The sequence below is a fragment of the Cellulomonas triticagri genome, from assembly GCF_003696205.1.
In the GTDB taxonomy this organism is placed as follows: domain Bacteria; phylum Actinomycetota; class Actinomycetes; order Actinomycetales; family Cellulomonadaceae; genus Cellulomonas; species Cellulomonas triticagri.
This window is the reverse complement of sequence record NZ_RFFI01000004.1, coordinates 19,748-44,101: the sequence shown is the minus strand read 5'-3', so window position 1 is coordinate 44,101 and position 24,354 is coordinate 19,748. Positions and strand designations below refer to the sequence as shown.

At 72.8% G+C, this 24,354-nt stretch carries 26 protein-coding genes and 1 pseudogene; 25 read left to right on the top strand and 2 right to left on the bottom strand.

All coding sequences use genetic code 11. From position 1 onward, the window contains the following. Nucleotides 1–56: 56 nt before the first annotated feature. Nucleotides 57–1,639: pseudogene (locus EBM89_RS01520) on the bottom strand (monocarboxylic acid transporter). Next, nucleotides 1,639–1,998 carry a DUF485 domain-containing protein gene (locus tag EBM89_RS01515; RefSeq protein WP_122147694.1) on the bottom strand — a complete coding sequence of 120 codons (360 nt, stop codon included), beginning with the start codon at nt 1,996–1,998 and terminating at the stop codon, nt 1,639–1,641. Before EBM89_RS01515 ends, EBM89_RS01520 begins: the two are co-directional and overlap by 1 nt. Before the next feature lie 454 nt (nt 1,999–2,452). Between EBM89_RS01515 and rpsJ the strand changes: the two genes are divergently transcribed. The 25 genes from rpsJ (at nt 2,453) to EBM89_RS01390 (ending at nt 24,202) form a co-directional block, all read left to right on the top strand. After that, nucleotides 2,453–2,761 carry a 30S ribosomal protein S10 gene (gene rpsJ, locus EBM89_RS01510; RefSeq protein ID WP_122147693.1) on the top strand — a complete coding sequence of 103 codons (309 nt, stop codon included), beginning with the start codon at nt 2,453–2,455 and terminating at the stop codon, nt 2,759–2,761. Nucleotides 2,762–2,783: 22 nt separating this feature from the next. After that, nucleotides 2,784–3,443 carry a 50S ribosomal protein L3 gene (rplC, locus tag EBM89_RS01505; RefSeq protein ID WP_122147692.1) on the top strand — a complete coding sequence of 220 codons (660 nt, stop codon included), beginning with the start codon at nt 2,784–2,786 and terminating at the stop codon, nt 3,441–3,443. Nucleotides 3,444–3,447: 4 nt separating this feature from the next. Continuing rightward, complete coding sequence (rplD, locus tag EBM89_RS01500) at nt 3,448–4,140, top strand: 50S ribosomal protein L4 (RefSeq protein ID WP_122147691.1); 693 nt, start codon at nt 3,448–3,450, stop codon at nt 4,138–4,140. Further along, nucleotides 4,137–4,439 carry a 50S ribosomal protein L23 gene (rplW, locus tag EBM89_RS01495; RefSeq protein ID WP_122147690.1) on the top strand — a complete coding sequence of 101 codons (303 nt, stop codon included), beginning with the start codon at nt 4,137–4,139 and terminating at the stop codon, nt 4,437–4,439. The genes rplD and rplW overlap by 4 nt, the downstream gene beginning before the upstream one ends. A 33-nt stretch (nt 4,440–4,472) precedes the next feature. Then, entirely contained in the window at nt 4,473–5,309 is an 837-nt protein-coding gene (gene rplB, locus EBM89_RS01490; RefSeq protein ID WP_122147689.1) for a 50S ribosomal protein L2, read from the top strand. Nucleotides 5,310–5,324: 15 nt separating this feature from the next. Beyond that, a complete protein-coding gene (rpsS, locus tag EBM89_RS01485; protein ID WP_122147688.1) occupies nt 5,325–5,606 on the top strand; it encodes a 30S ribosomal protein S19 in 282 nt (93 codons plus the stop codon). Nucleotides 5,607–5,662: 56 nt separating this feature from the next. After that, the gene (rplV, locus tag EBM89_RS01480; RefSeq protein ID WP_122147687.1) at nt 5,663–6,028 is read left to right on the top strand and encodes a 50S ribosomal protein L22; all 366 of its coding nucleotides are present in this window, start codon (nt 5,663–5,665) and stop codon (nt 6,026–6,028) included. A gap of 2 nt (nt 6,029–6,030) precedes the next feature. Continuing rightward, nucleotides 6,031–6,870: a 30S ribosomal protein S3 gene (gene rpsC, locus EBM89_RS01475; RefSeq protein ID WP_122147686.1), complete on the top strand. Its 840-nt coding sequence runs from the start codon at nt 6,031–6,033 to the stop codon at nt 6,868–6,870. A 3-nt stretch (nt 6,871–6,873) separates the two neighbouring features. Beyond that, nucleotides 6,874–7,290, top strand: a complete 417-nt coding sequence (rplP, locus tag EBM89_RS01470) for a 50S ribosomal protein L16 (protein ID WP_122147685.1) — start codon at nt 6,874–6,876, stop codon at nt 7,288–7,290. After that, entirely contained in the window at nt 7,290–7,529 is a 240-nt protein-coding gene (rpmC, locus tag EBM89_RS01465; RefSeq protein WP_109130752.1) for a 50S ribosomal protein L29, read from the top strand. The genes rplP and rpmC overlap by 1 nt, the downstream gene beginning before the upstream one ends. An 8-nt stretch (nt 7,530–7,537) precedes the next feature. Then, nucleotides 7,538–7,831 carry a 30S ribosomal protein S17 gene (gene rpsQ, locus EBM89_RS01460; protein ID WP_199731931.1) on the top strand — a complete coding sequence of 98 codons (294 nt, stop codon included), beginning with the start codon at nt 7,538–7,540 and terminating at the stop codon, nt 7,829–7,831. Between the two features lie 80 nt (nt 7,832–7,911). Continuing rightward, nucleotides 7,912–8,280, top strand: a complete 369-nt coding sequence (gene rplN / locus EBM89_RS01455) for a 50S ribosomal protein L14 (protein ID WP_122147683.1) — start codon at nt 7,912–7,914, stop codon at nt 8,278–8,280. 2 nt (nt 8,281–8,282) lie between these two features. Continuing rightward, a complete protein-coding gene (rplX, locus tag EBM89_RS01450; RefSeq protein ID WP_122147682.1) occupies nt 8,283–8,630 on the top strand; it encodes a 50S ribosomal protein L24 in 348 nt (115 codons plus the stop codon). After that, nucleotides 8,630–9,208 carry a 50S ribosomal protein L5 gene (gene rplE, locus EBM89_RS01445; RefSeq protein WP_122147681.1) on the top strand — a complete coding sequence of 193 codons (579 nt, stop codon included), beginning with the start codon at nt 8,630–8,632 and terminating at the stop codon, nt 9,206–9,208. Before rplX ends, rplE begins: the two co-directional genes overlap by 1 nt. Nucleotide 9,209: 1 nt before the next feature. After that, nucleotides 9,210–9,395 (top strand): type Z 30S ribosomal protein S14, encoded by a 186-nt coding sequence (locus EBM89_RS01440; protein ID WP_122147680.1) that lies wholly within the window; start codon nt 9,210–9,212, stop codon nt 9,393–9,395. 82 nt (nt 9,396–9,477) lie between these two features. After that, the gene (rpsH, locus tag EBM89_RS01435) at nt 9,478–9,876 is read left to right on the top strand and encodes a 30S ribosomal protein S8 (RefSeq protein WP_122147679.1); all 399 of its coding nucleotides are present in this window, start codon (nt 9,478–9,480) and stop codon (nt 9,874–9,876) included. Nucleotides 9,877–9,901: 25 nt separating this feature from the next. After that, the gene (rplF, locus tag EBM89_RS01430; RefSeq protein WP_122147678.1) at nt 9,902–10,441 is read left to right on the top strand and encodes a 50S ribosomal protein L6; all 540 of its coding nucleotides are present in this window, start codon (nt 9,902–9,904) and stop codon (nt 10,439–10,441) included. Nucleotides 10,442–10,443: 2 nt separating this feature from the next. After that, entirely contained in the window at nt 10,444–10,815 is a 372-nt protein-coding gene (gene rplR, locus EBM89_RS01425; protein WP_122147677.1) for a 50S ribosomal protein L18, read from the top strand. A 40-nt stretch (nt 10,816–10,855) separates the two neighbouring features. Continuing rightward, on the top strand, nt 10,856–11,503 hold the full coding sequence (rpsE, locus tag EBM89_RS01420; protein WP_122147676.1) for a 30S ribosomal protein S5: 648 nt from the start codon (nt 10,856–10,858) through the stop codon (nt 11,501–11,503). Continuing rightward, on the top strand, nt 11,503–11,685 hold the full coding sequence (gene rpmD / locus EBM89_RS01415; RefSeq protein WP_013117860.1) for a 50S ribosomal protein L30: 183 nt from the start codon (nt 11,503–11,505) through the stop codon (nt 11,683–11,685). Before rpsE ends, rpmD begins: the two co-directional genes overlap by 1 nt. A 2-nt stretch (nt 11,686–11,687) precedes the next feature. Continuing rightward, the gene (gene rplO / locus EBM89_RS01410) at nt 11,688–12,365 is read left to right on the top strand and encodes a 50S ribosomal protein L15 (RefSeq protein WP_122147711.1); all 678 of its coding nucleotides are present in this window, start codon (nt 11,688–11,690) and stop codon (nt 12,363–12,365) included. Nucleotides 12,366–12,607: 242 nt separating this feature from the next. Further along, on the top strand, nt 12,608–13,906 hold the full coding sequence (gene secY / locus EBM89_RS01405; protein WP_122147675.1) for a preprotein translocase subunit SecY: 1,299 nt from the start codon (nt 12,608–12,610) through the stop codon (nt 13,904–13,906). Next, a complete protein-coding gene (locus tag EBM89_RS01400) occupies nt 13,903–14,505 on the top strand; it encodes an adenylate kinase (RefSeq protein ID WP_122147674.1) in 603 nt (200 codons plus the stop codon). The genes secY and EBM89_RS01400 overlap by 4 nt, the downstream gene beginning before the upstream one ends. Before the next feature lie 17 nt (nt 14,506–14,522). Next, the gene (gene map, locus EBM89_RS01395) at nt 14,523–15,383 is read left to right on the top strand and encodes a type I methionyl aminopeptidase (protein WP_122147673.1); all 861 of its coding nucleotides are present in this window, start codon (nt 14,523–14,525) and stop codon (nt 15,381–15,383) included. A gap of 209 nt (nt 15,384–15,592) precedes the next feature. Further along, a complete protein-coding gene (locus tag EBM89_RS01390) occupies nt 15,593–24,202 on the top strand; it encodes an SdrD B-like domain-containing protein (protein WP_122147672.1) in 8,610 nt (2,869 codons plus the stop codon). The last annotated feature ends 152 nt before the right edge of the window (nt 24,203–24,354 follow it).

The following is a 24,354-nucleotide window of genomic DNA, read 5'->3' as shown; positions in this document are numbered from 1 at the left end:
ACGTCGCCGGTGCCCGCGCTGAGGGCACCGGCGACGTGTCTCGTGCACCCTGGTGGTCAGTGGGGGGTCGCGCGCTCGGCGCCCGCGCCCGTCAGGGCGCGGACCTCCATCTCCGCCTGCTTGCTCGCGTCCGCGTCGGGGCGGGTCATCGTGCCTAGCCAGCCGGCCAGGAAGCCGACCGGGACGCTGACCAGCGCGGGGTTGGACAGGGGGAACCACGCGATGTCCGCGCCCGGGAACATCGCCGTCTCCGAGCCCGTCACGACCGGGGAGAACACGATCAGCACCAGCGCCGAGACCAGGCCGCCGTAGATGCTCCACACGCTGCCCCGGGTGCTGAACCGCCGCCAGTACAGCGACAGCAGGATGGACGGCAGGTTCGCGCTGGCCGCGATGGCGAACGCCAGCGACACGAGGAACGCGACGTTCTGCCCGTTGGCGAGCACGCCGCCGACGATGGACACCAGCCCCACGACGACCGCGGTCGTCCGGGCGACGCGCACCTCCTTCTCCGGGCTCGCCTTCCCGTCCTTCAGGACGCCGTTGTAGACGTCGTGGGCGAACGACGCCGCCGCGGTGATGGTCAGCCCCGCCACCACGGCGAGGATCGTCGCGAAGGCCACCGCGGCGATGACCCCGAGCAGCAGCGTGCCGCCGAGCTCGTAGGCGAGCGCGGGGGCCGCGGAGTTGGCCCCGCCGGGCGCGGCGAGGATCTCGTCGACGCCGACCAGGTACGCCGCCCCGAACCCGAGGATGAGCGTGAACAGGTAGAACGCCCCGATCAGCCCGATCGCCCAGGTGACGGACCGCCGGGCCTCCTTGGCGGTGGGCACCGTGTAGAACCGCATGAGCACGTGGGGGAGCCCGGCGGCGCCGAGCAGAGCGCCAGCGCCAGGGAGATGAACCCGAGCTTGGACGCCTCCGAGCCGCCGTACTGCAGCATCGGCGCGAGGATGGCGTTGCCCTCGGGGTGGTCGGCGGCCGCGCGCTCGAGCAGCCGGGACAGGCTGCCGCCGTTGAGCACGAGCACCCACACGGTCATCGCCCCGGCGCCGACGATGAGCAGCACGGCCTTGATGATCTGCACCCAGGTCGTGCCCTTCATCCCGCCGACGAGCACGTAGACGATCATGAGCGCGCCGACGACGGCGATGACGAGCGACTGCCCCAACTGGTCCTGCACCCCGAGCAGCAGCGCGACGAGCCCGCCTGCCCCGGCCATCTGCGCGAGCAGGTAGAAGAACGACACCGCGAGCGTGGAGATCGCGGCGGCGGTGCGCACGGGGCGCTGCCGCATCCGGAAGGACAGCACGTCGGCCATCGTGTACTTGCCGGTGTTCCGCAGCGGCTCCGCGACGAGCAGCAGCGCGACGAGCCACGCGACGAGGAACCCGATGGAGTAGAGCAGCCCGTCGTACCCGTAGACGGCGACGGCGCCGACGATGCCGAGGAACGACGCGGCGGACAGGTAGTCGCCGGCGATGGCGATGCCGTTCTGCCGCCCGGAGAAGGCGCGGCCGCCGTGGTAGAAGTCCCCGGCCTCGCGCGGACCCCGGGAGACCCGGACGACGATGACGAGCGTGACGACGACGAACGCCGCGAAGATGGCGATGTTGACCCAGGCGTTGCCGACGTCCATCAGGCCCTGCCCTCCAGCCCGTGCCGCAGCGCCTCGGCGGGCGGGTCGAGCCGCCGGTCGGCGTGCCGGACGTACAGCCAGGTGATGAGGAACGTCGAGGCGAACTGGCCGAGGCCGAGCAGGAGGCCGACGTTGAGCGCGCCCACGACGGGCCTGGCCATGAGGTCGACCGCGTAGGTCGAGAGCAGGACGTACAGCAGGTACCAGGCGAGGAACGCCGCGGTCATGGGGAACGCGAACCGCCGGAACCGGCGGCGCAGGTCGGTGAACTCGGCGGACGCCTGGACCTGCTCCCAGTCGACCGGGTCGGGCTCGGGTCCGGGTGCGCGCCGGGGTTCGGGATCGGGGTGCTGCGACATCGTCGTCGCCCTTCCGTCGTGGACCCGCCCCCTCGCGGGTCCCTGCGCACGACCCTGACGGGCACCCCCACGGGTCCGCAACCCGTACCTGGCGCGCGGGCGGTCCGCGGGGGAGGATGGTGGGGGCCCTCCGCCGCGTGATCACGCGGGTGTGACGCAGGTCCGGTTGGACCTTTCGGCCCGGCCCTGGCACACTAGACAAGTTGCCCGACGACGGGGGTGCCTGCGCGCGTGCGCTCAGGACCCCGGGTCGACCGGGCAGGGACGCGTTGCGAGCCCAGCTCCAGCCCGGGGTCACCCGGCGTCGGGATCGCTCACCACCAACGACCTCGTCCCCGCCACCGCGCCCCGCGCACCGGCGGAGGACCGGCGTGAAGGTACGTCGCAAAACGCGACACGCCCGAGCGCGGGGGTCGGACCCCTGCAGTTCGAAGAGAGAGAAGAAGACGACGCCATGGCGGGACAGAAGATCCGCATCCGGCTCAAGTCCTACGACCACGAGGTCATCGACAGCTCGGCGCGCAAGATCGTCGACACGGTGAGCCGCGCTGGTGCGACGGTCGTGGGCCCGGTGCCGCTCCCGACGGAGAAGAACGTCTTCGTCGTCATCCGGTCGCCCCACAAGTACAAGGACAGCCGCGAGCACTTCGAGATGCGCACGCACAAGCGGCTCATCGACATCATCGATCCCACGCCGAAGGCGGTCGACTCGCTCATGCGTCTCGACCTGCCCGCCGACGTGAACATCGAGATCAAGCTCTGACGCTGGGAAGGAACTGATCTTCATGGTTACCCAGCAGAACGCGCGCCCCGTCACGGCGGTGCTCGGCACGAAGCTCGGTATGACGCAGGTCTGGGACGCCGACGGCCGTCTCGTCCCCGTCACCGTGGTCGCTGTCGGCACCAACGTCGTGACCCAGGTGCGCTCCGCTGAGGCCGACGGCTACGCCGCGGTGCAGCTGGCCTACGGCCAGGTGGACCCGCGCAAGGTCACGAAGCCGCTGAAGGGCCACTTCGAGAAGGCCGGGGTCACCCCCCGCCGGCACGTGGCCGAGATCCGCACGTCCGACGCCTCCGAGTTCACGCTCGGCCAGGAGATCACCGCGGAGGCCTTCGCGGCCGGCGCGCTGGTCGACGTGATCGGCACCACCAAGGGCAAGGGCACCGCCGGTGTCATGAAGCGCCACGGGTTCTCCGGTGTCGGCGCCTCGCACGGTGCGCACCGCAACCACCGCAAGCCGGGCTCGATCGGTGGCGCCTCGACGCCGTCGCGCGTGTTCAAGGGCCTGCGGATGGCCGGTCGCATGGGCGCCGCCCGCCAGACCACCCAGAACCTGACCGTGCACGCGGTCGACGCCGAGAAGGGTCTGCTGCTGCTCAAGGGCGCGGTTCCGGGCCCGAAGCGCGGCATCGTCGTCGTGCGTACCGCAGTGAAGGGGGCATGAACCCATGTCCGAGACGCTGACCGTCGACGTCGTCGACACCACGGGCAAGAAGGCCGGCACGGCCGACCTGCCCGGTGAGGTGTTCGACGCGCAGACGAACATCCCGCTGATCCACCAGGTCGTCGTGGCGCAGCGCGCCGCGGCGCGCCAGGGCACCCACGACACGAAGACCCGTGGCGAGGTCCGTGGTGGCGGCAAGAAGCCGTACAAGCAGAAGGGCACCGGCCGCGCCCGTCAGGGCTCGACCCGTGCGCCGCAGTTCGCCGGCGGTGGCACCGTCCACGGCCCGACCCCCCGCGACTACACGCAGCGGACCCCGAAGAAGATGAAGGCCGCGGCGCTCCGCGGTGCTCTCTCGGACCGCGCGCGTGCCGGCCGCGTCCACGTCGTGACCGGCTTCGGCATCAACGAGGCCCCGTCGACCAAGGCCGCCCTCGCGGTCCTGGACCAGCTGTCCGGCCGCAAGCACGTCCTCGTGGTCGTGGAGCGGGACGACGAGCTGGCGTGGAAGTCGCTGCGGAACGTCGAGCGGGTCCACCTGCTCGTCGCCGACCAGCTCAACACCTACGACGTGCTCGTCTCCGACGACGTCGTGTTCACCCAGGGCGCGCTCGACACGTTCCTCGCCGGTCCCACCAAGGGCCGCGGCGCCAGCGCCGTCGCGACGTCGTCCGAGGCCGAGGAGGACGCCAAGTGACCACCGTCGCCAAGGACCCCCGCGACATCCTGATCGCGCCGGTCGTCTCCGAGAAGAGCTACGGCCTGCTCGACGAGGGCAAGTACACCTTCATCGTCGACCCGCGGGCCAACAAGACCGAGATCAAGATCGCGGTCGAGCAGGTCTTCTCCGTGAAGGTCGACTCCGTCAACACGATCAACCGCAAGGGCAAGTCCCGGCGGACTCGTGCTGGCCTCGGCAAGCGCAAGGACACGAAGCGCGCGGTCGTCACCCTCCGCGAGGGCACGATCGACATCTTCGGCGGACCGGTCGGCTGACCGGGCCCGAGAGCAGATTGAGGACAGATCCCCATGGGAATCCGTAAGTACAAGCCGACGACGCCGGGGCGCCGCGGCGCGAGCGTCGCCGACTTCGTCGAGATCACGCGCTCCACGCCGGAGAAGTCGCTCGTCCGCCCGCTGCACAAGACGGGTGGTCGCAACTCGACCGGCCGCGTCACGATGCGGCACCAGGGTGGCGGGCACAAGCGCGCCTACCGCGTGATCGACTTCCGTCGTCACGACAAGGACGGCGTGCCGGCCAAGGTCGCGCACATCGAGTACGACCCGAACCGCACGGCGCGCATCGCGCTCCTGCACTACGCGGACGGCGAGAAGCGCTACATCATCGCGCCGAACAAGCTGAAGCAGGGCGACGTCGTCGAGAACGGCGCGGGTGCTGACATCAAGCCCGGCAACAACCTGCCGCTGCGCAACATCCCGACCGGTACGACCATCCACGCCATCGAGCTCAAGCCCGGTGGCGGCGCGAAGATCGCCCGCTCGGCCGGTGTCTCGGTGCAGCTGGTGGCGAAGGACGGCCCGTACGCGCAGCTGCGCATGCCGTCCGGCGAGATCCGCAACGTCGACCTGCGCTGCCGCGCGACGGTCGGCGAGGTGGGCAACGCCGAGCAGTCGAACATCAACTGGGGCAAGGCCGGCCGCATGCGCTGGAAGGGCAAGCGCCCCTCGGTCCGTGGTGTCGCGATGAACCCGATCGACCACCCGCACGGTGGTGGTGAGGGCAAGACGTCCGGTGGTCGTCACCCGGTGAGCCCCTGGGGCCAGCCGGAGGGCCGCACGCGTCGTCCGAACAAGCCGAGCGACAAGCTCATCGTCCGTCGCCGCCGCACCGGCAAGAAGCGCTGATAGGGAGCCGGGAGAATGCCTCGCAGCCTCAAGAAGGGGCCCTTCGTCGACGGGCACCTGCAGAAGAAGGTCGACGCGCAGAACGCGGCCGGCTCCAAGAACGTCATCAAGACCTGGTCGCGCCGATCGATGATCACGCCCGACTTCCTGGGTCACACGTTCGCGGTGCACGACGGTCGCAAGCACACGCCGGTGTTCGTCACGGAGTCGATGGTCGGGCACAAGCTCGGCGAGTTCGCTCCGACGCGGACGTTCCGCGGCCACGAGAAGGACGACCGGAAGGGCCGTCGCCGCTGACCCCCGGGTCAGCAGAGCGACTGCCCTGACGGCAGAGACAAGAAGGCAGGACAGCAATGGAAGCCAAGGCGAAGGCGCGGTTCGTCCGCGTCACGCCCCAGAAGGCCCGGCGCGTCGTGGACCTCATCCGTGGCAAGCAGGCCGGCGAGGCCGTGTCGACGCTGAAGTTCGCGCCGCAGGCCGCGGGCGAGACGGTCCTCAAGGTCGTCGAGTCCGCGATCGCCAACGCCCGTGAGGGCGCCAAGCGTGCCGGCGAGCGCTTCGACGAGGGCAACCTCTACGTCGCGGAGGCGTACGTGGACGAGGGCCCGACGCTCAAGCGGTTCCGCCCCCGGGCGCAGGGCCGTGCGAGCCAGATCCTCAAGCGGACGAGCCACATCACCGTGGTCATCGCTGAGCGTGAGACGAAGGGAAGGGCCTGACAGTGGGACAGAAGGTCAACCCGCTCGGGTACCGCCTGGGCATCACGACCGACCACCGTTCGCGGTGGTTCGCCGACTCGACCAAGCCGGGTCAGCGGTACCGGGACTACGTCCGCGAGGACGTGCAGATCCGCAAGCTCATGGCCACGGGCCTGGAGCGCGCGGGCATCGCGAAGGTGGAGATCGAGCGCACGCGTGACCGCGTCCGCGTCGACATCCACACCGCGCGCCCGGGCATCGTCATCGGTCGCCGCGGCGCCGAGGCGGACCGCATCCGCGGCGAGCTCGAGAAGCTCACGGGCAAGCAGGTCCAGCTGAACATCCTCGAGGTCAAGAACGCCGAGATCGAGGCCCAGCTGGTCGCCCAGGGCATCGCCGAGCAGCTGGCGAGCCGTGTGTCCTTCCGTCGTGCGATGCGCAAGGGCATGCAGTCCGCGCAGCGCGCCGGCGCCAAGGGCATCCGCGTGCAGGTCTCCGGCCGCCTCGGTGGCGCGGAGATGAGCCGCACGGAGTTCTACCGCGAGGGCCGCGTGCCCCTGCACACGCTCCGCGCGAACATCGACTACGGCTTCTTCGAGGCCCGCACGACCTTCGGCCGCATCGGCGTGAAGGTCTGGGTCTACAAGGGCGACATGACCGAGCGCGACTTCGCTCGCGAGCAGGCGACGCAGGCGCCCCGGCAGAACCGCGGCCCCCGCGGTGACCGTGGCGACCGCGGCGGCGACCGTGGCCCCCGTGGCGGCGGCCGTCGCACCGAGCGCACCGAGGCCCCCGCGGCCGAGGCCGCCCCGGCTGCTGCCGCTGCGGAGACGTCGGCTCCTGAGACCGGAACGGAGGCCTGAGCCGTGCTGATCCCGCGCAGGCTGAAGCACCGCAAGCAGCACCACCCGGGGCGCTCCGGCGCCGCGACCGGTGGCACCGCGATCTCGTTCGGCGAGTTCGGCATCCAGGCCCTGGAGCCGGCGTACGTCACGAACCGCCAGATCGAGGCTGCTCGTATCGCGATGACCCGCCACATCAAGCGTGGCGGCAAGGTCTGGATCAACATCTACCCGGACCGTCCGCTCACCAAGAAGCCTGCCGAGACCCGCATGGGTTCCGGTAAGGGTTCGCCGGAGTGGTGGATCGCCAACGTCAAGCCCGGCCGAGTGATGTTCGAGCTCGCCGGCGTCCCGGAGCCCCTGGCTCGCGAGGCCATGCGCCGCGCGCAGCACAAGCTCCCGATGAAGACCCGTTTTGTGGTTCGCGAGGGTGGTAACTGATGGCTATCGGCACCAAGGACCTGGCTCCCACCGAGCTGGACGCCTTCGACGACGAGCGCCTCGTGGCCGAGCTGAAGAAGGCCAAGGAGGAGCTGTTCAACCTGCGCTTCCAGTCGGCCACCGGTCAGCTCGAGAGCCACGGCCGCCTGAAGGCCGTGCGTCGCGACATCGCGCGGATCTACACGATCCTGCGTGAGCGCGAGCTCGGCATCCGGACCGCGCCCAGCGCGAGCGAGTGAGGGACTCGATGACTGAGAACACCAACGAGACCACCACCGCCGTCGCGGAGGCTCGCGCCTACCGCAAGACGCGTCGGGGCTACGTGGTCAGCGACAAGATGCAGAAGACCGTCGTGGTCGAGGTCGAGGACCGGGTCAAGCACCCGCTCTACGGCAAGGTCATCCGGCGCACGAGCAAGGTCAAGGCGCACGACGAGGCCGGCAACGCCGGTGTCGGCGACCTGGTCCTCATCATGGAGACCCGCCCGCTGTCCGCGACCAAGCGGTGGCGCGTGGTGGAGATCCTCGAGAAGGCGAAGTAGTCCGCGCCCTCCTCACCACTTATCCGTTCGGCCAGGCTCGCACCTCGTGCGAGAACCGGCAGACGACAGGAGTTCTGTAGATGATTCAGCAGGAGTCGCGACTTCGTGTCGCCGACAACACGGGTGCCAAGGAGATCCTCTGCATCCGCGTTCTCGGTGGCTCGGGCCGTCGCTACGCCGGTATCGGTGACACCATCGTCGCCACCGTCAAGGACGCGATCCCCGGCGGCAACGTCAAGAAGGGCGACGTCGTCAAGGCGGTCGTCGTGCGCACCCGCAAGGAGCGCCGGCGCGTGGACGGCTCGTACATCAAGTTCGACGAGAACGCCGCGGTGATCCTCAAGAACGACGGCGAGCCCCGTGGCACGCGCATCTTCGGCCCCGTGGGCCGCGAGCTGCGCGACAAGAAGTTCATGAAGATCATCTCGCTGGCGCCGGAGGTGCTCTGACCATGGCGAAGATCAAGAAGGGCGACCTCGTCGTCGTCATCTCCGGCTCCCGCAAGGACCGGGGCAAGCAGGGGCGCGTCCTCGAGGTCCTCACGGACCGCGACCGCGTCCTGGTCGAGGGCATCCACCGCGTCACGAAGCACACCAAGGTCGGCCAGAGCACCCGTGGCTCCCGCACCGGTGGCATCGAGACGGTCGAGGCGCCCATCCACATCAGCAACGTGATGCTGGTGGACCCGGAGACCAAGCGTGGTACCCGGGTCGGCTACCGCACCGAGCAGGTCGAGCGCGACGGCCGGACCCGCTCCGTGCGGGTCCGCGTCGCCAAGCGTTCCGGTAAGGACATCTGATGACCGTCGACGAGACCACCCGGGCCTACCCGGTGCCGCGCCTGAAGACGCGGTACAACGAGGAGATCCGCGGCGCTCTGCACACCGAGTTCGCGCACGAGAACATCAACCAGGTCGCGCGCCTGGTGAAGGTCGTCGTGAACATGGGTGTCGGTGACGCCGCCAAGGACTCGAAGCTGATCGAGGGCGCGATCCGCGACCTCCAGCACATCACCGGCCAGAAGCCGCAGGTCACCAAGGCCCGCAAGTCCATCGCGCAGTTCAAGCTGCGCGAGGGCATGCCGATCGGCGCGCACGTCACGCTGCGCGGCGACCGTGCCTGGGAGTTCCTGGACCGCCTGCTGTCGACGGCCCTTCCCCGCATCCGCGACTTCCGCGGCCTGTCGGCGAAGCAGTTCGACGGCCACGGCAACTACACCTTCGGTCTGACCGAGCAGTCGATGTTCCACGAGATCGACCAGGACAAGATCGACCGTGTCCGCGGCATGGACATCACGGTGGTCACCACCGCCACCACCGACGCGGAGGGCCGGGCGCTGCTGAAGCACCTGGGCTTCCCGTTCAAGGAGGACAACTGACATGGCGAAGACCGCCCTGATCAACAAGGCCGCGGGCAAGCAGAAGTTCGCCGTGCGGGCCTACACCCGGTGCCAGCGGTGCGGCCGTCCGCACTCCGTGTACCGCAAGTTCGGCCTGTGCCGCATCTGCGTGCGGGAGATGGCCCACGCGGGTCAGCTCCCCGGTGTGACCAAGAGCAGCTGGTAACAACGACGTCGAAGGTCCGCGGCGGACCGTCCCGTGAGGGCGGCCGCCGCGGAAACCGCGGCGAGGAAGGGCGATAGCCCCCATGACGATGACCGACCCGATCGCAGACTTCCTGACGCGTCTGCGCAACGCGAACTCGGCGCACCACGACACGGTGTCCATCCCGTACTCGAAGCTGAAGTCGCACATCGCGGAGATCCTGCAGGCCGAGGGGTACATCTCCGGCTGGACCGTCGAGGACGCCCGCGTGGGCAAGAACCTCGTGGTCGAGCTGAAGTACGGCCCGAGCCGCGAGCGTGCGCTCGCCGGCATCAAGCGCGTGTCGAAGCCCGGCCTCCGGGTGTACGCGAAGTCCACCAACCTGCCGAAGGTCCTCGGCGGCCTGGGCGTGGCGATCCTGTCCACGTCCTCCGGCCTCCTGACCGACAAGCAGGCCTCCAAGAAGGGCGTGGGTGGGGAAGTCCTCGCCTACGTCTGGTAAGTCCGAGACGGAAAGGAGCTAGCCAATGTCTCGTATCGGCAGAATTCCCGTCTCGGTCCCGGCCGGCGTGGATGTGTCCATCAACGGAGCCGTCGTGACGGTGAAGGGCCCCAAGGGCACCCTCACGCACACGGTGGCGTCCCCCATCGAGGTCGCGCGTGACGACGAGGGGGCCCTCGTGGTCACCCGTCCGAACGACGAGCGCCTCTCGCGGTCGCTGCACGGCCTCACGCGCACGCTGCTCGCGAACCTCGTCACCGGCGTCACCGCGGGCTACGAGAAGAAGCTCGAGATCGTCGGCACCGGTTACCGCGTGGCCGCGAAGGGCGACTCCCTGGAGTTCGCGCTCGGCTTCAGCCACCCCGTGTCCGTGACGCCGCCCGCCGGCATCACCTTCGCGGTCGAGAGCCCCACCAAGTTCTCGGTGTCGGGCATCGACAAGCAGCAGGTGGGCGAGGTCGCCGCGAACATCCGCAAGATCCGCAAGCCCGAGCCGTACAAGGGCAAGGGTGTGCGCTACGCGGGCGAGAACGTCCGCCGCAAGGTCGGAAAGGCTGGTAAGTAGCCATGGCGATCACGGTTATCGGCAAGGGCAAGTTCAAGGCCCGCAAGCGCCGCCACCTGCGTCTGCGCAAGAAGGTCGTCGGCACCGCCGCGCGTCCGCGCCTGGTCGTCACCCGGTCGAACCGCAACCTCGTCGCGCAGGTCGTCGACGACGCTGTGGGTCGCACGCTGGTCTCCGCCTCGACGCTCGAGGTCGACCTGCGCGGCGCCGAGGGCGACAAGACGGCCAAGGCCACGCGCGTCGGCGAGCTGATCGCCGAGCGCGCCAAGGCGGCCGGCATCGACGCGGTGGTCTTCGACCGCGGCGGCAACAAGTACCACGGCCGGGTGGCCGCTGTCGCAGACGCTGCTCGCGAGGGCGGGCTGTCCCTGTGACGACGACGACCATTCCCGCATCGAAGAAGAGGATCCACTGATGGCTGCTCCTCAGCGCAGCAACACGGGCGGTGCTCCCCAGGGTCAGGGCGGCGGTGACCGCCGCGACGGTGGTCGTCGTGACGGCCGCCGGGGCGACGCCGCAGAGAAGAGCGCGTTCCTCGAGCGCGTCGTGTCCATCAACCGCGTCGCCAAGGTCGTCAAGGGTGGTCGCCGGTTCAGCTTCACCGCCCTGGTGGTCGTCGGCGACGGCGACGGCACGGTCGGTGTCGGCTACGGCAAGGCCAAGGAGGTGCCCGCCGCGATCGCGAAGGGTGTCGAGGAGGCGAAGAAGAACTTCTTCCGCGTCCCCCGCATCCAGGGCACCATCCCGCACCCCATCCAGGGTGAGGCCGCTGCCGGTGTCGTCTTCCTGCGTCCCGCGTCGCCGGGTACCGGTGTGATCGCCGGTGGTCCGGTGCGTGCGGTGCTGGAGTGCGCCGGCGTCCACGACATCCTGTCGAAGTCCCTGGGCTCCTCCAACGCCATCAACATCGTGCACGCCACGGTGGCGGCGCTGCAGGGTCTCGAGGAGCCGGCGGCTGTCGCCGCTCGCCGTGGTCTGCCGCTCGAGCACGTCGCCCCGGCGCCGCTGCTCCGCGCGCAGGCTGCCGGCATCGCGGCCAAGACCGAGAAGGTGGGTGCCTGATGGCCCGTCTGAAGGTCACCCAGACCAGGTCCGCCATCGGCGGCAAGCAGAACCAGCGCGACACGCTGCGCACCCTGGGCCTGAAGCGGATCGGCGACGTCGTCGTCAAGGAGGACCGTCCTGAGATCCGCGGCATGGTCAAGACGGTGACGCACCTCGTCGCGGTCGAGGAGGTGGAGTGACGATGGCGGAGAAGGAGACCGAGAAGGTCGAGGAGACCGCTGCCGCGGCTCCGAAGACCACGCGCGCCAAGAAGGCGACGGCCACCGAGGCCGCCGCCGAGAAGCCGGCCGCGAAGAAGCCCGCCACCCGCACCACCAAGGCCAAGGCCGAGGCGGCTGCGGAGGAGAAGCCCGCCGCCAAGGCGAAGGCCGCTCCGAAGGCCAAGGCCGAGAAGCCCGCCGAGGAGGTGGGCGCGGGCGGCACCCTCAAGGTGCACCACCTGCGTCCGGCTCCGGGCGCCAAGACCGCCAAGACCCGCGTGGGTCGTGGTGAGGCGTCCAAGGGCAAGACCGCCGGTCGCGGTACCAAGGGCACCAAGGCCCGGTACCAGGTGCCGGAGCGCTTCGAGGGTGGGCAGATGCCGCTGCACATGCGGCTGCCCAAGCTCCGCGGCTTCAAGAACCCGTTCCGGGTCGAGTACCAGGTCGTGAACCTGGACAAGCTGTCGGCGCTGTACCCGCAGGGCGGCGACGTCACCGTCGCCGACCTCGTCGCGAAGGGCGCGGTCCGCAAGGGCCAGCCCGTCAAGGTGCTCGGCACCGGCGAGATCACGGTGAAGGTGGCCGTGGCCGTCGACGCGTACTCCGGTTCCGCCAAGGAGAAGATCCTGGCGGCCGGCGGCAGCGTCGCGCAGGACTGATCCTGACGAACGGGGTCGGCGAGGGCTCCACGCCTCGCCGGCCCCGTTCTGCGTCCCCGGGGGTCGCGCGCTCCGCGTGACCGCCACCTACCGGCTTCGTGGCCGGTGGGGCGTTCCCCACCCACGGACGGAAGTCCGTTAGGGTTCACGGCGGTGTGTGTCGCTCCGACGACACCGCAGAGGCCGGCCAGGTGCGCCGCGCCGGTCAGACGACATCCCGCTTCGGCGGAGCAGGAGGACACGTGCTCAGCGCATTCGTGCGGGCGTTCCGGACACCCGACCTGCGGCGCAAGCTGCTGTTCACCATCGGGATCATGGTGGTGTTCCGGGCGGGCTCGTTCCTGCCGACGCCCGGGGTGTCGTACCCCAACGTCCAGGTCTGCATCGACCAGATGGGCGAGGACAACACCCTGCTCGGGCTGGTGAACCTGTTCAGCGGCGGCGCCCTGCTGCAGCTGTCGGTGTTCTCGCTCGGGATCATGCCGTACATCACGGCGAGCATCATCATCCAGCTGCTGCGCGTGGTGATCCCCAAGTTCGAGGCCCTGCACAAGGAGGGCCAGTCCGGCACCGCGAAGCTCACGCAGTACACGCGCTACCTGACGATCGGCCTCGCGGTCCTGCAGTCGACGACCGTCATCATCACCGCCCGCAACGGCCAGCTGTTCGTCGGCTGCTCCGTGGACGTGATCCCGGACGGCAGCATCCTCACGACGCTCATCATGATCATCACGATGACCGCCGGTACCGGTCTGATCATGTGGCTGGGCGAGCTCATCACCGAGCGCGGTGTCGGCAACGGCATGTCGCTGCTCATCTTCACCTCGATCGCCGCGTCCTTCCCGGGCGCGATGTGGTCGATCGCGGGCGGCTCCGGCGGCATCGGCGCGTTCCTGATCATCATGGCGATCATCGTCCTGGTGATCGCGCTGGTCGTCTTCGTCGAGCAGTCCCAGCGCCGCATCCCGGTGCAGTACGCCAAGCGCATGGTCGGTCGGCGCACGTACGGCGGCTCGTCCACGTACATCCCGATCAAGATCAACATGGCCGGCGTGATCCCGGTGATCTTCGCGTCGTCGATCCTGCAGGTCCCCGCGCTGCTCGCCGGCTTCGGCGACCAGACCGCCGGGTGGCGGCAGTGGGTCGCGGTGAACATCGCCGACCCGGGCGCCCCGCTGCACGTCGCGCTGTACGTCGTGATGATCATCTTCTTCTGCTACTTCTACACGGCGATCACGTTCAACCCGGACGAGGTCGCGGACAACATGAAGCGGTACGGCGGCTTCATCCCGGGCATCCGCGCGGGCCGTCCGACGGCCGAGTACCTGGACTACGTGATCACCCGCATCACGGCCCCCGGCTCGCTGTACCTCGCCCTGGTCGCGCTCATCCCGACCATCGCGTTCATCGTGCTCGGCGTCGGCACCAACGTGCCGTTCGGCGGCTCGTCGATCCTCATCGTCGTGGGCGTCGGCCTGGAGACGGTGAAGCAGATCCAGTCGCAGCTCGAGCAGCGTCACTACGAAGGGTTCCTCCGATGACCGACGCGTCGACCGCGCCGCACACCGCCCGTCTCGTCCTGCTCGGCCCTCCCGGGGCCGGCAAGGGCACCCAGGCCGCGCGCCTGGCGGAGCACCTGGGCGTCCCCGCGATCTCGACCGGCGACATCTTCCGGGCGAACATCAAGGGCGGCACGGAGCTCGGCCGCACGGCGCAGGAGTACACCGCGCGCGGCGAGCTGGTCCCGGACTCGGTGACCAACGCGATGGTGCGGGACCGCCTGGCCCAGGAGGACGCCGCGGGCGGCTTCCTGCTGGACGGCTACCCCCGCAACGTGGCGCAGGTCGACGAGCTCGAGGCGATCCTCGCGGACCTGGGCACGACCCTGGACGCGGCGCTGGAGATCACCGCCGACGCGGACGTGGTCGTGGAGCGCCTGCTGAAGCGCGCCGAGATCGAGGGTCGCGCGGACGACACCGAGCCGGTGATCCGCCGCCGCCTGGACGTGTACGCCGAGCAGACCGCGCCGGTGTCCGGCCGGTACGCCGAGCGCGACCTGCTGGTGCGGGTCGACGGCATCGGCGAGGTCGACGCGGTGACGGAGCGGCTGCTGGCCGCCCTCGCGTCGCGCGTCGCCTGACACCGGGGGAGGGGACCGTGTTCGGCCGCGAGAAGATCGAGCTCAAGACGCCGGAGCAGGTGCTGCTGATGCGCCGTGCGGGCCTGGTCGTGGCGGACGCCCTGGCGGCGACCCGCGCGGCCGCGCGCCCGGGCGTGACGACGGCCGACCTGGACGCCGTCGCGGCGGGCGTGATCGCGGACGCGGGGGCGACCCCGTCGTTCCTGGGGTACCACGGGTACCCGGCGACGATCTGCGTGTCGGTGAACGACGAGGTCGTGCACGGCATCCCGGGCGACCGGGTGCTGGAGCCGGGCGACGTCGTGTCGATCGACTGCGGGGCCGTGGTCGAGGGCTGGCACGGCGACTCGGCGCTGACGGTGGTGCTGCCCGAGGCCGACCCGGCCGACGTGGCGCTGGCGGCGGTGACCGAGCGCGCCATGTGGGACGGCATCGCCGCCCTGGCGGGCACCCCGGGGGTCCCGGGCATCGCGGAGCGCCTCGGCGTGGTCGGCGACGCGGTCGAGGACGCCGTCGAGGCGTTCGGGTCCGCGGCGAACGACGGCGTCCCGTTCGGCATCGTGCAGGACTACGTGGGGCACGGCATCGGCTCGGCCATGCACCAGCCCCCGGACGTGCTGAACTACCGGACCCGCGAGCGGGGCCTGCGGCTGCGCCCGGGCATGTGCCTGGCGGTCGAGCCGATGATCACCCGGGGCGAGCAGGCCACCGAGGTGCTGGAGGACGACTGGACGGTCGTCACCGCCGACGGGTCCCGCGCCGCGCACTGGGAGCACTCGGTGGCGCTGCACGAGGGTGGCATCTGGGTGCTCACGGCCGTGGACGGGGGCGCGGCGGAGCTCGCGGCCCGCGGGGTCACGGTGGCCCCGCTGGCGTAGCGGGGGAGAGCGCTCGCCCGCCACGTGCGGGTGAAAGGGGTCCCCCGCGCGGGTGCTACCACCCGGGCGAAAACCGGACATAGGGCGCGTTCTGGGTGCTTTCACCCGATACCGGACTGAAGCGGGCGGCGCTCGCTGCCGAAGGTAGGTCGTCTCCCGCGTGAAGGCCTGTGTCGTCGCGCGCCCGCGCGACCTCCGGACCTGCCCCCATGCGCCTCTGGCACACCCTGCGCCGCCCTGCCGTGCTCGTCACGGTCGGCGCTCTCCTCGCCCCCCTCGCCCTCGCCGCGTCGGCCACCGTCGCCGTCGCGGCCGACGAGCCGACCCTCCAGGTCACCGGGTTCTCCGTGACCGCGGGTGCGGCCGCGACGACCCCGGCCCCCGCCGCGGACCCGGCCTACGCCTCGGACCTCGCGTACACCGCGACCCCGGCGGGCTCGACGACCACCACGCAGGTGGCGTACCGCTGCGCCAGCGACACCGAGGACTGCGTCGACGCCGCGGGCACGGTCGTGCTCGACCGGTTCCGCCTCACGGCGCCGGTGTCGGTCGCGGGCCTCGACCCGGCGCCGACGGTCACCTACTTCACCGACGCCGCGGCGACCCAGGTCACGGCCGACCCCGCGGCCGCGATCGCGTTCCGGGTGGCGTTCGCCGAGGAGCTCACCGAGGGCGGCTCCGGCCTGCTCGCGGGCACCACCGGGACGTTCACCTTCGCCGCCGCGCTGGTCACCCCGTCCGGAGGCGGGACCCAGCAGGGCAGCGCCGTGATCACCCCGTCGTCCGAGGTCGGCGCGGGCACCCCGTCGCGCGTCCGCGTCACGGGCGCGTTCCCGGTGAACCTCGCCACGACGACCGCGCTCGCCTGGGCGCGGACGGCGTACCTGTCCGGCGTGGACGACGGCACGGACAGCCCGACCAACACCGCGACCGTCACCGCCCGCCTCACGGGGGACCCGGCCGAGACGTTCACGGTCCAGTGGGGCGGCACCGACCCGACCCAGCGCCCGGCGGCGGGGACCGTCGGCATGCTCACGGACCTCACCGACGTGACGGTCACCGGCTGGCCCACCGACGCCGCGTCGGTCACGGTCACCGGTTGGCGCTGGACCGGTGCGTCCTCCGCCCCCGCCCAGGTCGCGATCGGCACCGTCGCCGCGGGCAGCCCGCAGGCGGCCGCCGACCTGCTCGCCGGGATCGACCCCGCGGTCCGCTCGGCCCTCACCGGCCTGCGCCTCGCGTTCACCGCCGCCTCCGGCAGCACCCTGCCGTCCGGCGCCACCGCGACGGTCGTCGTCGGCGTGCGCGAGCACGCCAGCGCGGGCTCGACCCCGGTGACCCGTGCGGGCGCCGCGGCGTCCTACGTCACCGACGCCCCCGCGGCGACGTTCGACCCGGCCTCGGACCTCAACACGCTCACCGTGACCGGCACCGCGACCTCCTCGGCCGTGCGCGGCGCCACGACCTCGTCGCCGGTGGCGGACAGCCGCGGGTTCCGCGTGCTCGACCCCCGGCCGTACGCCGGGTCCCGCACCGCGCTCACGGGTCTGGTCGCCGGGACGGTCTACGGCGGCGGGTTCGTCGCCGCGACCGCCGCGGGCACCAACTGGTCCCGCCGCGCGGTCGACCAGCTCGTGCTCACGGTCCCCGCGGCCACGGCCGACATCACCGCGACCAACGCCGCGCTCGACCCCGACCTGCCCGCGCGCGACACCCGCGTCCTCGGCTCCGGCCTGGCGTTCGCCGGCTTCGGCGCCGCCCGCGGCGGTGGCACGTCGGCCGACGGCTCCGGGGTCGTCGTCACCGGCCTGACCGGTCCCGCGCGCCTGCAGCTCACCGTGACCTCCGCGTCCGGCACCTCCCCGGTCGTCGACCTCGACGCCACCGCCCCGGCCGTCCCGACCGACCCCGCGGCGTTCGGGCTCACGTCCTGGTCCGAGGTCACCGGGTTCTCCGCCGTGCTGCGGGGCACCGGGGCCGCCGTGCCCCTGGGCGCGACCGTGACCCTGCCGTACCTGCTGCGGGCCGCGACGTCCGCGCAGGCGCAGACCTACGCCGCCCACACCTCCGTGCGCACCGTCCTCGGCGCCGAGACCTCCGCGATCACCCCGCGCGCGGCGCGCAGCGGCAACCGCCCGGTGACCGCCGCGACGATCCCCGTGGCCGTCCCGACGGTCGGCGTCGCGGGCTCGAAGTACGTGGTCGAGCCCTACGTCGCCGTCACCGGCGGCACCGCCACCGTGGTCCTCGAGGGGATCGCCCGGCCCGGTGCCAGCGGCCACCTGCCCGACACGCTGCTGGTCGAGGACAGCGCCCGCGCGGCCACCTCCGGCGGCACCACCGGCGCCGCCTGGTGGGACGTGTTCCGCCCGACCGCCGTCGACGGCGAGGCCCCCGCCGGGGCGGACGTGCGCGTCGAGTACTACACCAACACCACCGGGGCACCGGTGTGGCAGGAGTACGCCGCCTCGCTGACCGACCTGCAGGGCTCCGCCACCTGGCGCGGCATGCGGGTCGTCACCACGGCCGCCGACGGTACGACCTTCGCCGACGGCACCACCGCCCGCGCGCGGATCACCTTCGCGACCCGCGCGCCGTTCCTGAACGGCCGGACCTGGGCCGTCGACGGGCAGCTGACCAACGTCGCGCAGATCACCTCCTCGGCGTCGATCGAGGGCAACGTCGTCAGCAGCACGCCGACCCGCGTCTCCGACGTCGTCACCGGCGTCGCGCCCGGCCCGGACGGCACCACCGCCCTGGTCAAGGTGCTGAACAGCCGGACCGGCACCGAGGGCACGGGCACCACGCCCACCGCCACGCTCACCTGGGGCACCGACGGCCAGGCGCACACCTCCGTGGTGGTCGCCGACGCCAACGGCCTGGCCGCGGGCGACCGCACCCCGGCGACCGGGGGCGACCAGAGCTTCTGGGACTCCTTCGACCTGACCCGCGTGCTGCCCATCACCTCGGGCGCCGCGCCGGTCGGCGGCAGCGCCTATGACCCCTACCTCGTGTTCGACCAGATCACCGACGTCCGGGTGTTCGACACCGTGGACGGCACCTGGCACTCGCTGCGCACCGAGGAGTGGTCCGGCGGTGCCTGGGGCGCCGCCGCGGGCGGCCGGAACGACGTGACCTTCGCCGCCGGGACGTTCCCGTTCGTGGGGGCGTTCCCCGGCATGACGGTCGGCTCCGCGCTGCAGGGCCGCGTCGGCGGGATCGAGCTCGTCGTCGAGCCCCGCACCGGGCCGCAGCGCGACGCCGCCGTGCCCGCGGGCGACTGGCGCCGGGCGCTGCTCGGCACCCTCACCGACGGTGCCGTCGCCAGCACGGACGGCCCGGCCCGCGAGATCCAGCTCGGCCTGCGGCTGCGTGACCTGTCGCGCTCGACCGGGACCCCGGTGAACAACGCGTTCCGCTACACCACGGCATCCGCCGGGCACGTCGCGAACTCCGGCCGGGTCACCGGCTGGACCGCCGTCGGCGGCGCGGGCACGGCCACCGACCTGGGCGGGCCGATCAACCCCTCGGGCTGGTGGACCTACCGGATCCAGCCGGGCGCCCTGGGCGTCGCGACCAACAAGTCCTGGCTGCGCGTCGAGAACGGCACGCCGCTGGAGCCCAGCACCGACCTCGACCAGCTCGCGCTGCCCGTCGAGGGCCCGGGCGCACCGGCGGAGGCGTGGCCGTCGGCCCGCATGACCGTCACCGGGCGCAGCACCTCGACCACCCGCGTCGACTCGCTGACGCTCACCGAGCCCGCCGGCATCGACACCGCCACCGACCTCGACGCGGACTCGCCGTTCGCGCAGTTCGCGATCACCGACCTGTCGGTGCTCACGGACATCGACGGCGCCGCCGCGCCGATGGTGGTGCTGTACCGGTGGGACGCCCAGGACGGCCTCACCGCCGACGCCCCGGTCACCCGGGACGTCGCGCTGGCCGCCTCGGAGACGGACCTGGCCGACGTCGTCGGGGTCCAGGCGCGCTACACCGGCCGGATCACCACGGTCGGCACCGTCCGGCTGTCGGCCACCACGCGCCTGCTGGCCGAGAACCGGGTCACCGGCACCCCCACGCCCACCGGCCTGAGCGTCACCAACGAGGTCGAGACCCGCGTCTCGGACGCGCGCGTCTGCGCCGACGAGTCCGGTGACCCGACCGCCGCGGCCGGCTGCACCGCCGACGTGCTGCGGCGCACCGCGGCCGCCACGGTCACCGTGCGCGACCCCGAGGTCGTCGCGTTCCCCGAGCTCGACGTCACCCCCGTCGACGTCCAGCGTGACGCCACCGGCGGCGCGCCGGTCACGTCGGTGCTGTCCGCGCAGAACTTCGGCGTCACCGAGGCCGACCAGCTCGTGGTCACCGACGCCGACCCGCGCTACTTCAACGCGGTCGCCGCGCGCACCCTGCGCGTGGACCGGCTGCCCACCGGTGCGGAGGCCGCCACCCTGGAGGTGCTGGTCGCCGGGGACGCCCTCGACATCGGCGCCGACGGCGCCTACGACGGCACGCAGGCGTGGGCGACCTGGGCGACCGGCGCCACCGCCGGCGCCACCTGGGACCTCGCCGCGCTGGCCGGGGCGAACGGCGTCACCGCCGACGACGTCATCGGCGTCCGGATCCGGTTCGTCGACACCGGCGGCGGCCGCCTCACCGCGCCCGGCGAGGGCTACGGGCAGGCGACCCTCGCGGGCGTGCTGCGCACGGAGCTGCGCACGGGCGGGCTGCCCAGCGCGGTCGGCGCCGACGGCTGGCGTCACGACGGGGCCCCCGAGCTGACCGTGAACCCGGGCGAGTCCGTCCGCGGCGAGATCAGCAACCGGATCACCGCCCAGGCCGTGCGTGACCAGCTCGCGTCCACCGAGCAGACCACCGGCGACGTCACGACCGCGGTGCACGCCGGGGCGGCCACGGTGCAGGTCACCAAGGCCGAGGTCGACGCCGCCGCGCGCAAGCCCGGCGATGCCGTCCGCTACCGGATCACGGTGGCGAACACCGCGACGGGGACCGGCGCGGCCGACCTCACCGGCCTGGTCGTCACCGACCGGCTGCCCGAGGACGGCTCCCTGGTCTACGGCACGCCGCCCGACGGCGAGCAGCCGGTGGTCGTCCAGGCGCCCGGCGGCGGTGCGAGCCCGCTCGACGCCCCCGTGGTGACCGCCGACGAGGACACGATCGTGCTCACCTTCGGCGCCGACGACCGCCTGGCCCCGGGCCAGCAGGTCGAGGTGCTGCTCTGGGTGCGGATCGCGGACGCGCTGTCCACGACCTCCGTCGTGAACACCGCCACCGCGGGCTCCGCGTCCCGCCCGGTGGTCGCCGTGTCCGGCGGCACCGACGGCGGCACCACCTGCACCCCCGGCACCTACGACGCCGACGCGCAGGCGTGCCTCGCGACGGCGGGCGCGCTGACCATCGGCGGCGCCAACGTCTACGTGTCCGAGAAGTGGGTGCGCGACGCCGCGTCCACCGAGGGCGCCGTGCGCACCGTCCCCGCCAAGCCCGGCCGCTCGGCCGCCTGCGCGCCGCGCGGCACCGGCGCCGACGCGGGCTGGTACCGCTACCCGTGCTCCGTGGTCACCACCGCGGGCTCGCGCACCGACTGGCAGATCCAGGTCGCCAGCCGCGCCAGCGTGACCACCGACCGGCTCGAGATGGTCGACATGCTGCCGACCGTCGGCGACTACCCGGCGATGGACGGCAGCGCGTCCGGCCGCCGTGGCAGCCAGTGGCGCCCGGTGTGGGACGGCGTCGTGCCGACCCTCGCCGCCGTCAGCGGGCTGCCCGCCGGCGCGACCCTGCAGGTGTACACGACCACGGCCGACTACCGGGCGGGCGGCTCGGCGCCCAGCGGGTCGTTCGACCCCGTGCCCGGCACGTGGAGCGCGACGCCGCTGACCCCCGGGTCCACGGTGCCCGCCGCGCAGGCCGCGCGCGTCACCGGCTTCAAGTTCGTGGTGACGTTCGCGTCCGGCGACCGGTTCTCCAACGGCGAGCGCGTGCGGGTGGGGTGGTCCATGCGGACCCCGCTGACCGGCGCGCCCGTCGCGACCGACGCGTGGAACTCCTTCGCGTTCCGGGTGCCCGCCGACGCGGGCGCCGGGCGTCCGGCCGACGTCACCTCCGTGCCGCTGAAGGCGGGCGCGCGCTACGCCGTGGCCCCGCCCACCGGTGACCCGCTGCTCGCGGTGGGCGACCGGGTGTGGCTCGACACCGACCGCGACGGCGTGCAGGGCCCCGGGGAGAGCGGGGTCGAGGGCGCGCTGGTCGACGTCTTCCAGGGCAGCGGCCCGTCGGCCGTCTGGGCGGCCTCGGCCACCACGGACGCCGCGGGCGACTGGGTGGTGGACGGCCTCCCGGCCGGGACGTACCAGGTGCGCGTCACCCTGCGCCCGGCCCTGGCCGAGGTCTACCGGTTCACCACGACGGACGCCGGTGCCGACGACGTCGACTCCGACGTCGTCCCCGACGGCGCCGACCCCGCGGCGGGCAGCATCGCCGACGTCGTGCTGACCACCGCGCAGCCGACCGTCGTCGCCGTGGCGGACATGCCCGCCGCGTGGCGCGACGCCCACCCCGGGCTGACCGCGACGTCCGTGGACGCGACCCGCGACGCGGGCGTGCAGTGGCGGCCCGTCGCCGTGGGCGACCGGGTCTGGTTCGACGCCGACCGCGACGGCGTGCAGGGCCCGGGGGAGGACGCCGTGCCCGGCGCGACCGTGCGCCTGCTGGACGGCGGCGCGGACGGCACCGGCACCACGGTGCTGGCGACGACCACCACCGGCGCGGACGGCGGCTACCGGTTCGACGGCCTCGACCCCGGCACCTACCGGGTCGAGGTCGAGCTGCCCGACGCCCTCGCGGACCGGTGGACGTTCACCACCCCGCTCACGGGCGACATCGCCACCGACTCCGACGTCGAGGCCGTGACCGCGCGGCTCGGCCGGACGGCGGCGTTCGCGCTCGCCCCCGGCGCGGGCCTGGTCCGGGTGTCCGACCTGGCCGGTGACCCGGTCTGGTCCGGGGCCGACGCCGACTACGCCGACCCGACCCGCGACGCGGGCCTCGTGGAGCGCCCGGTGCGCGTCGGCGACCGCGTCTGGGCGGATCTCGACGGCGACGGCGTGCAGGAGACCGGCGAGCCCGGCCTGCCCGGCGTGGTCCTCGTCCTGACCACCCCGTCCGGCGACCCCGTCACCGACGCCGCCGGGCAGCCGGTCGGCCCGGTGACCACCGCCGCCGACGGCGCGTACCTGTTCGACGGGCTGCTCCCCGGCGCGTACGTCGTGACCGTGGACGAGGTCGCCTCGGCGCCCGCGCTCACCGGCTACGTCACCACGCCCGCGGGCGTCGGCGACCCGGCGACGGACTCCTCGACCGGCACGGCCACCTCCGCCACGCTGGTCGGCGGCGGGGCCGACCTGACGCTCGACTTCGGCTACCGGCCGCTGCGGGCGCTCGGCGACCGCGTCTGGCTCGACTCCGACCGGGACGGCGTGCAGGATCCGGGCGAGCCCGGGTTCGCGGGTGCGACCGTCCGGCTGCTCGACGCGGGCGGGGCGGTGCTCGGCACCACCACGACCGACGCCGACGGCCTGTGGTGGTTCGACCTGCTCGAGCCCGGCGACTACCGCGTCGAGGTCGAGCTCGCCCCGGCCGACGCCGCCCGCTACGGCTGGACCGTCCCGCGCTCGGCCGACGCGCCGCGCGCCGACGCCGACTCCGACGTCGAGGACGCCGGGACGCCCGGCCTCGGGCGCACCCCGCTGATCACGCTCGGCCCGGACGCCCCCGGGCTGCGCGCGACCACCCCCGCCGACGGCGTCACCGCGCCGTACGTCGACCCGACCTGGGACGCGGGCCTCGTGGAGCGCCCGGTCTCGGTGGGTGACCTGGTCTGGTTCGACCGGGACGGCGACGGCGTGCAGGACGCCGGCGAGCCCGGCATCGCCGGGGTCGTGCTGGAGCTCCGGACGCCGGACGGCCGCGACGTCGTCGCCGCCGACGGCACCCCGGTCGCCCCGGTCACCACGGACGCCGACGGGCGGTACGTGTTCACCGGGCTGCTGCCCGGCGAGTACGTCGTCCGCGTCGACCGGATCGCCTCGCGCACCGCGCTGGCCGGGTACGCCCCGACCGTCGCGGGAGCGGGCGCCGACCGCGCCCTCGACTCCTCGACCTGGTCCGCGGGCTCCCGCGTCCTGGTCGGCGGCGAGGACGACCCGACGCTCGACTTCGGCATGGTCCTCGCCAGCGACGTGCAGCTCGCGCTGCGCAAGACGGCGGTCGCCCGCACGGCGACGACCATCACCTGGGACGTCACGGTCGCCTCGACCGGCACCCAGGACGCCTACGCCGGGTTCACCGTCATCGACGCCCTGCCCGGGTCGCTGACCTTCCGGACCGCCCAGGGCACCGGGTTCGCGTGCGCCGCGGTGGACCGCCTGGTCACCTGCGACCACGACGGGTCGCTCGCCGCCGGGGAGTCCGCCACCGTGCGGATCGTCACGGGGGTCGCCGCCGGCGCCGCCGACGTCACCAACACCGCGTCGGTGAACGTCGACGGGCGCGGGTACCGGTTCGAGGTGCTGGCGGCCGAGGACGACGCGTGGAGCGACCCGGTCGCCGACCCGTCCGGCAGCGGCACCGGCGCGGCCGGCTCGCCGCTCGCGGTGACCGGTGCGACCCTCGCGGGCCCGCTCGGCCTAGCCGCCGCGCTGCTCGCGCTGGGGGCCGTGCTGCTCGCCGTCGGCGGGCGGACGCGGACTGTGGTCGGCACGCCCGCGCGGGTGGCGCGCCGTCGGCACCGCGCCTGAGGGCTGACGTCCGCGGGCCCCGGGGGAAGATCCCGGGGCCCGCGGGCGTTCTGCCCACGGACCCTGCCCGGCGTGTCACGCCCGGGTGCGGGGCGACCGGAGGCCTCGTGCCGTAGGGTCCCCGCCCCGGTTTCTCCGATGCGTCCCGATGG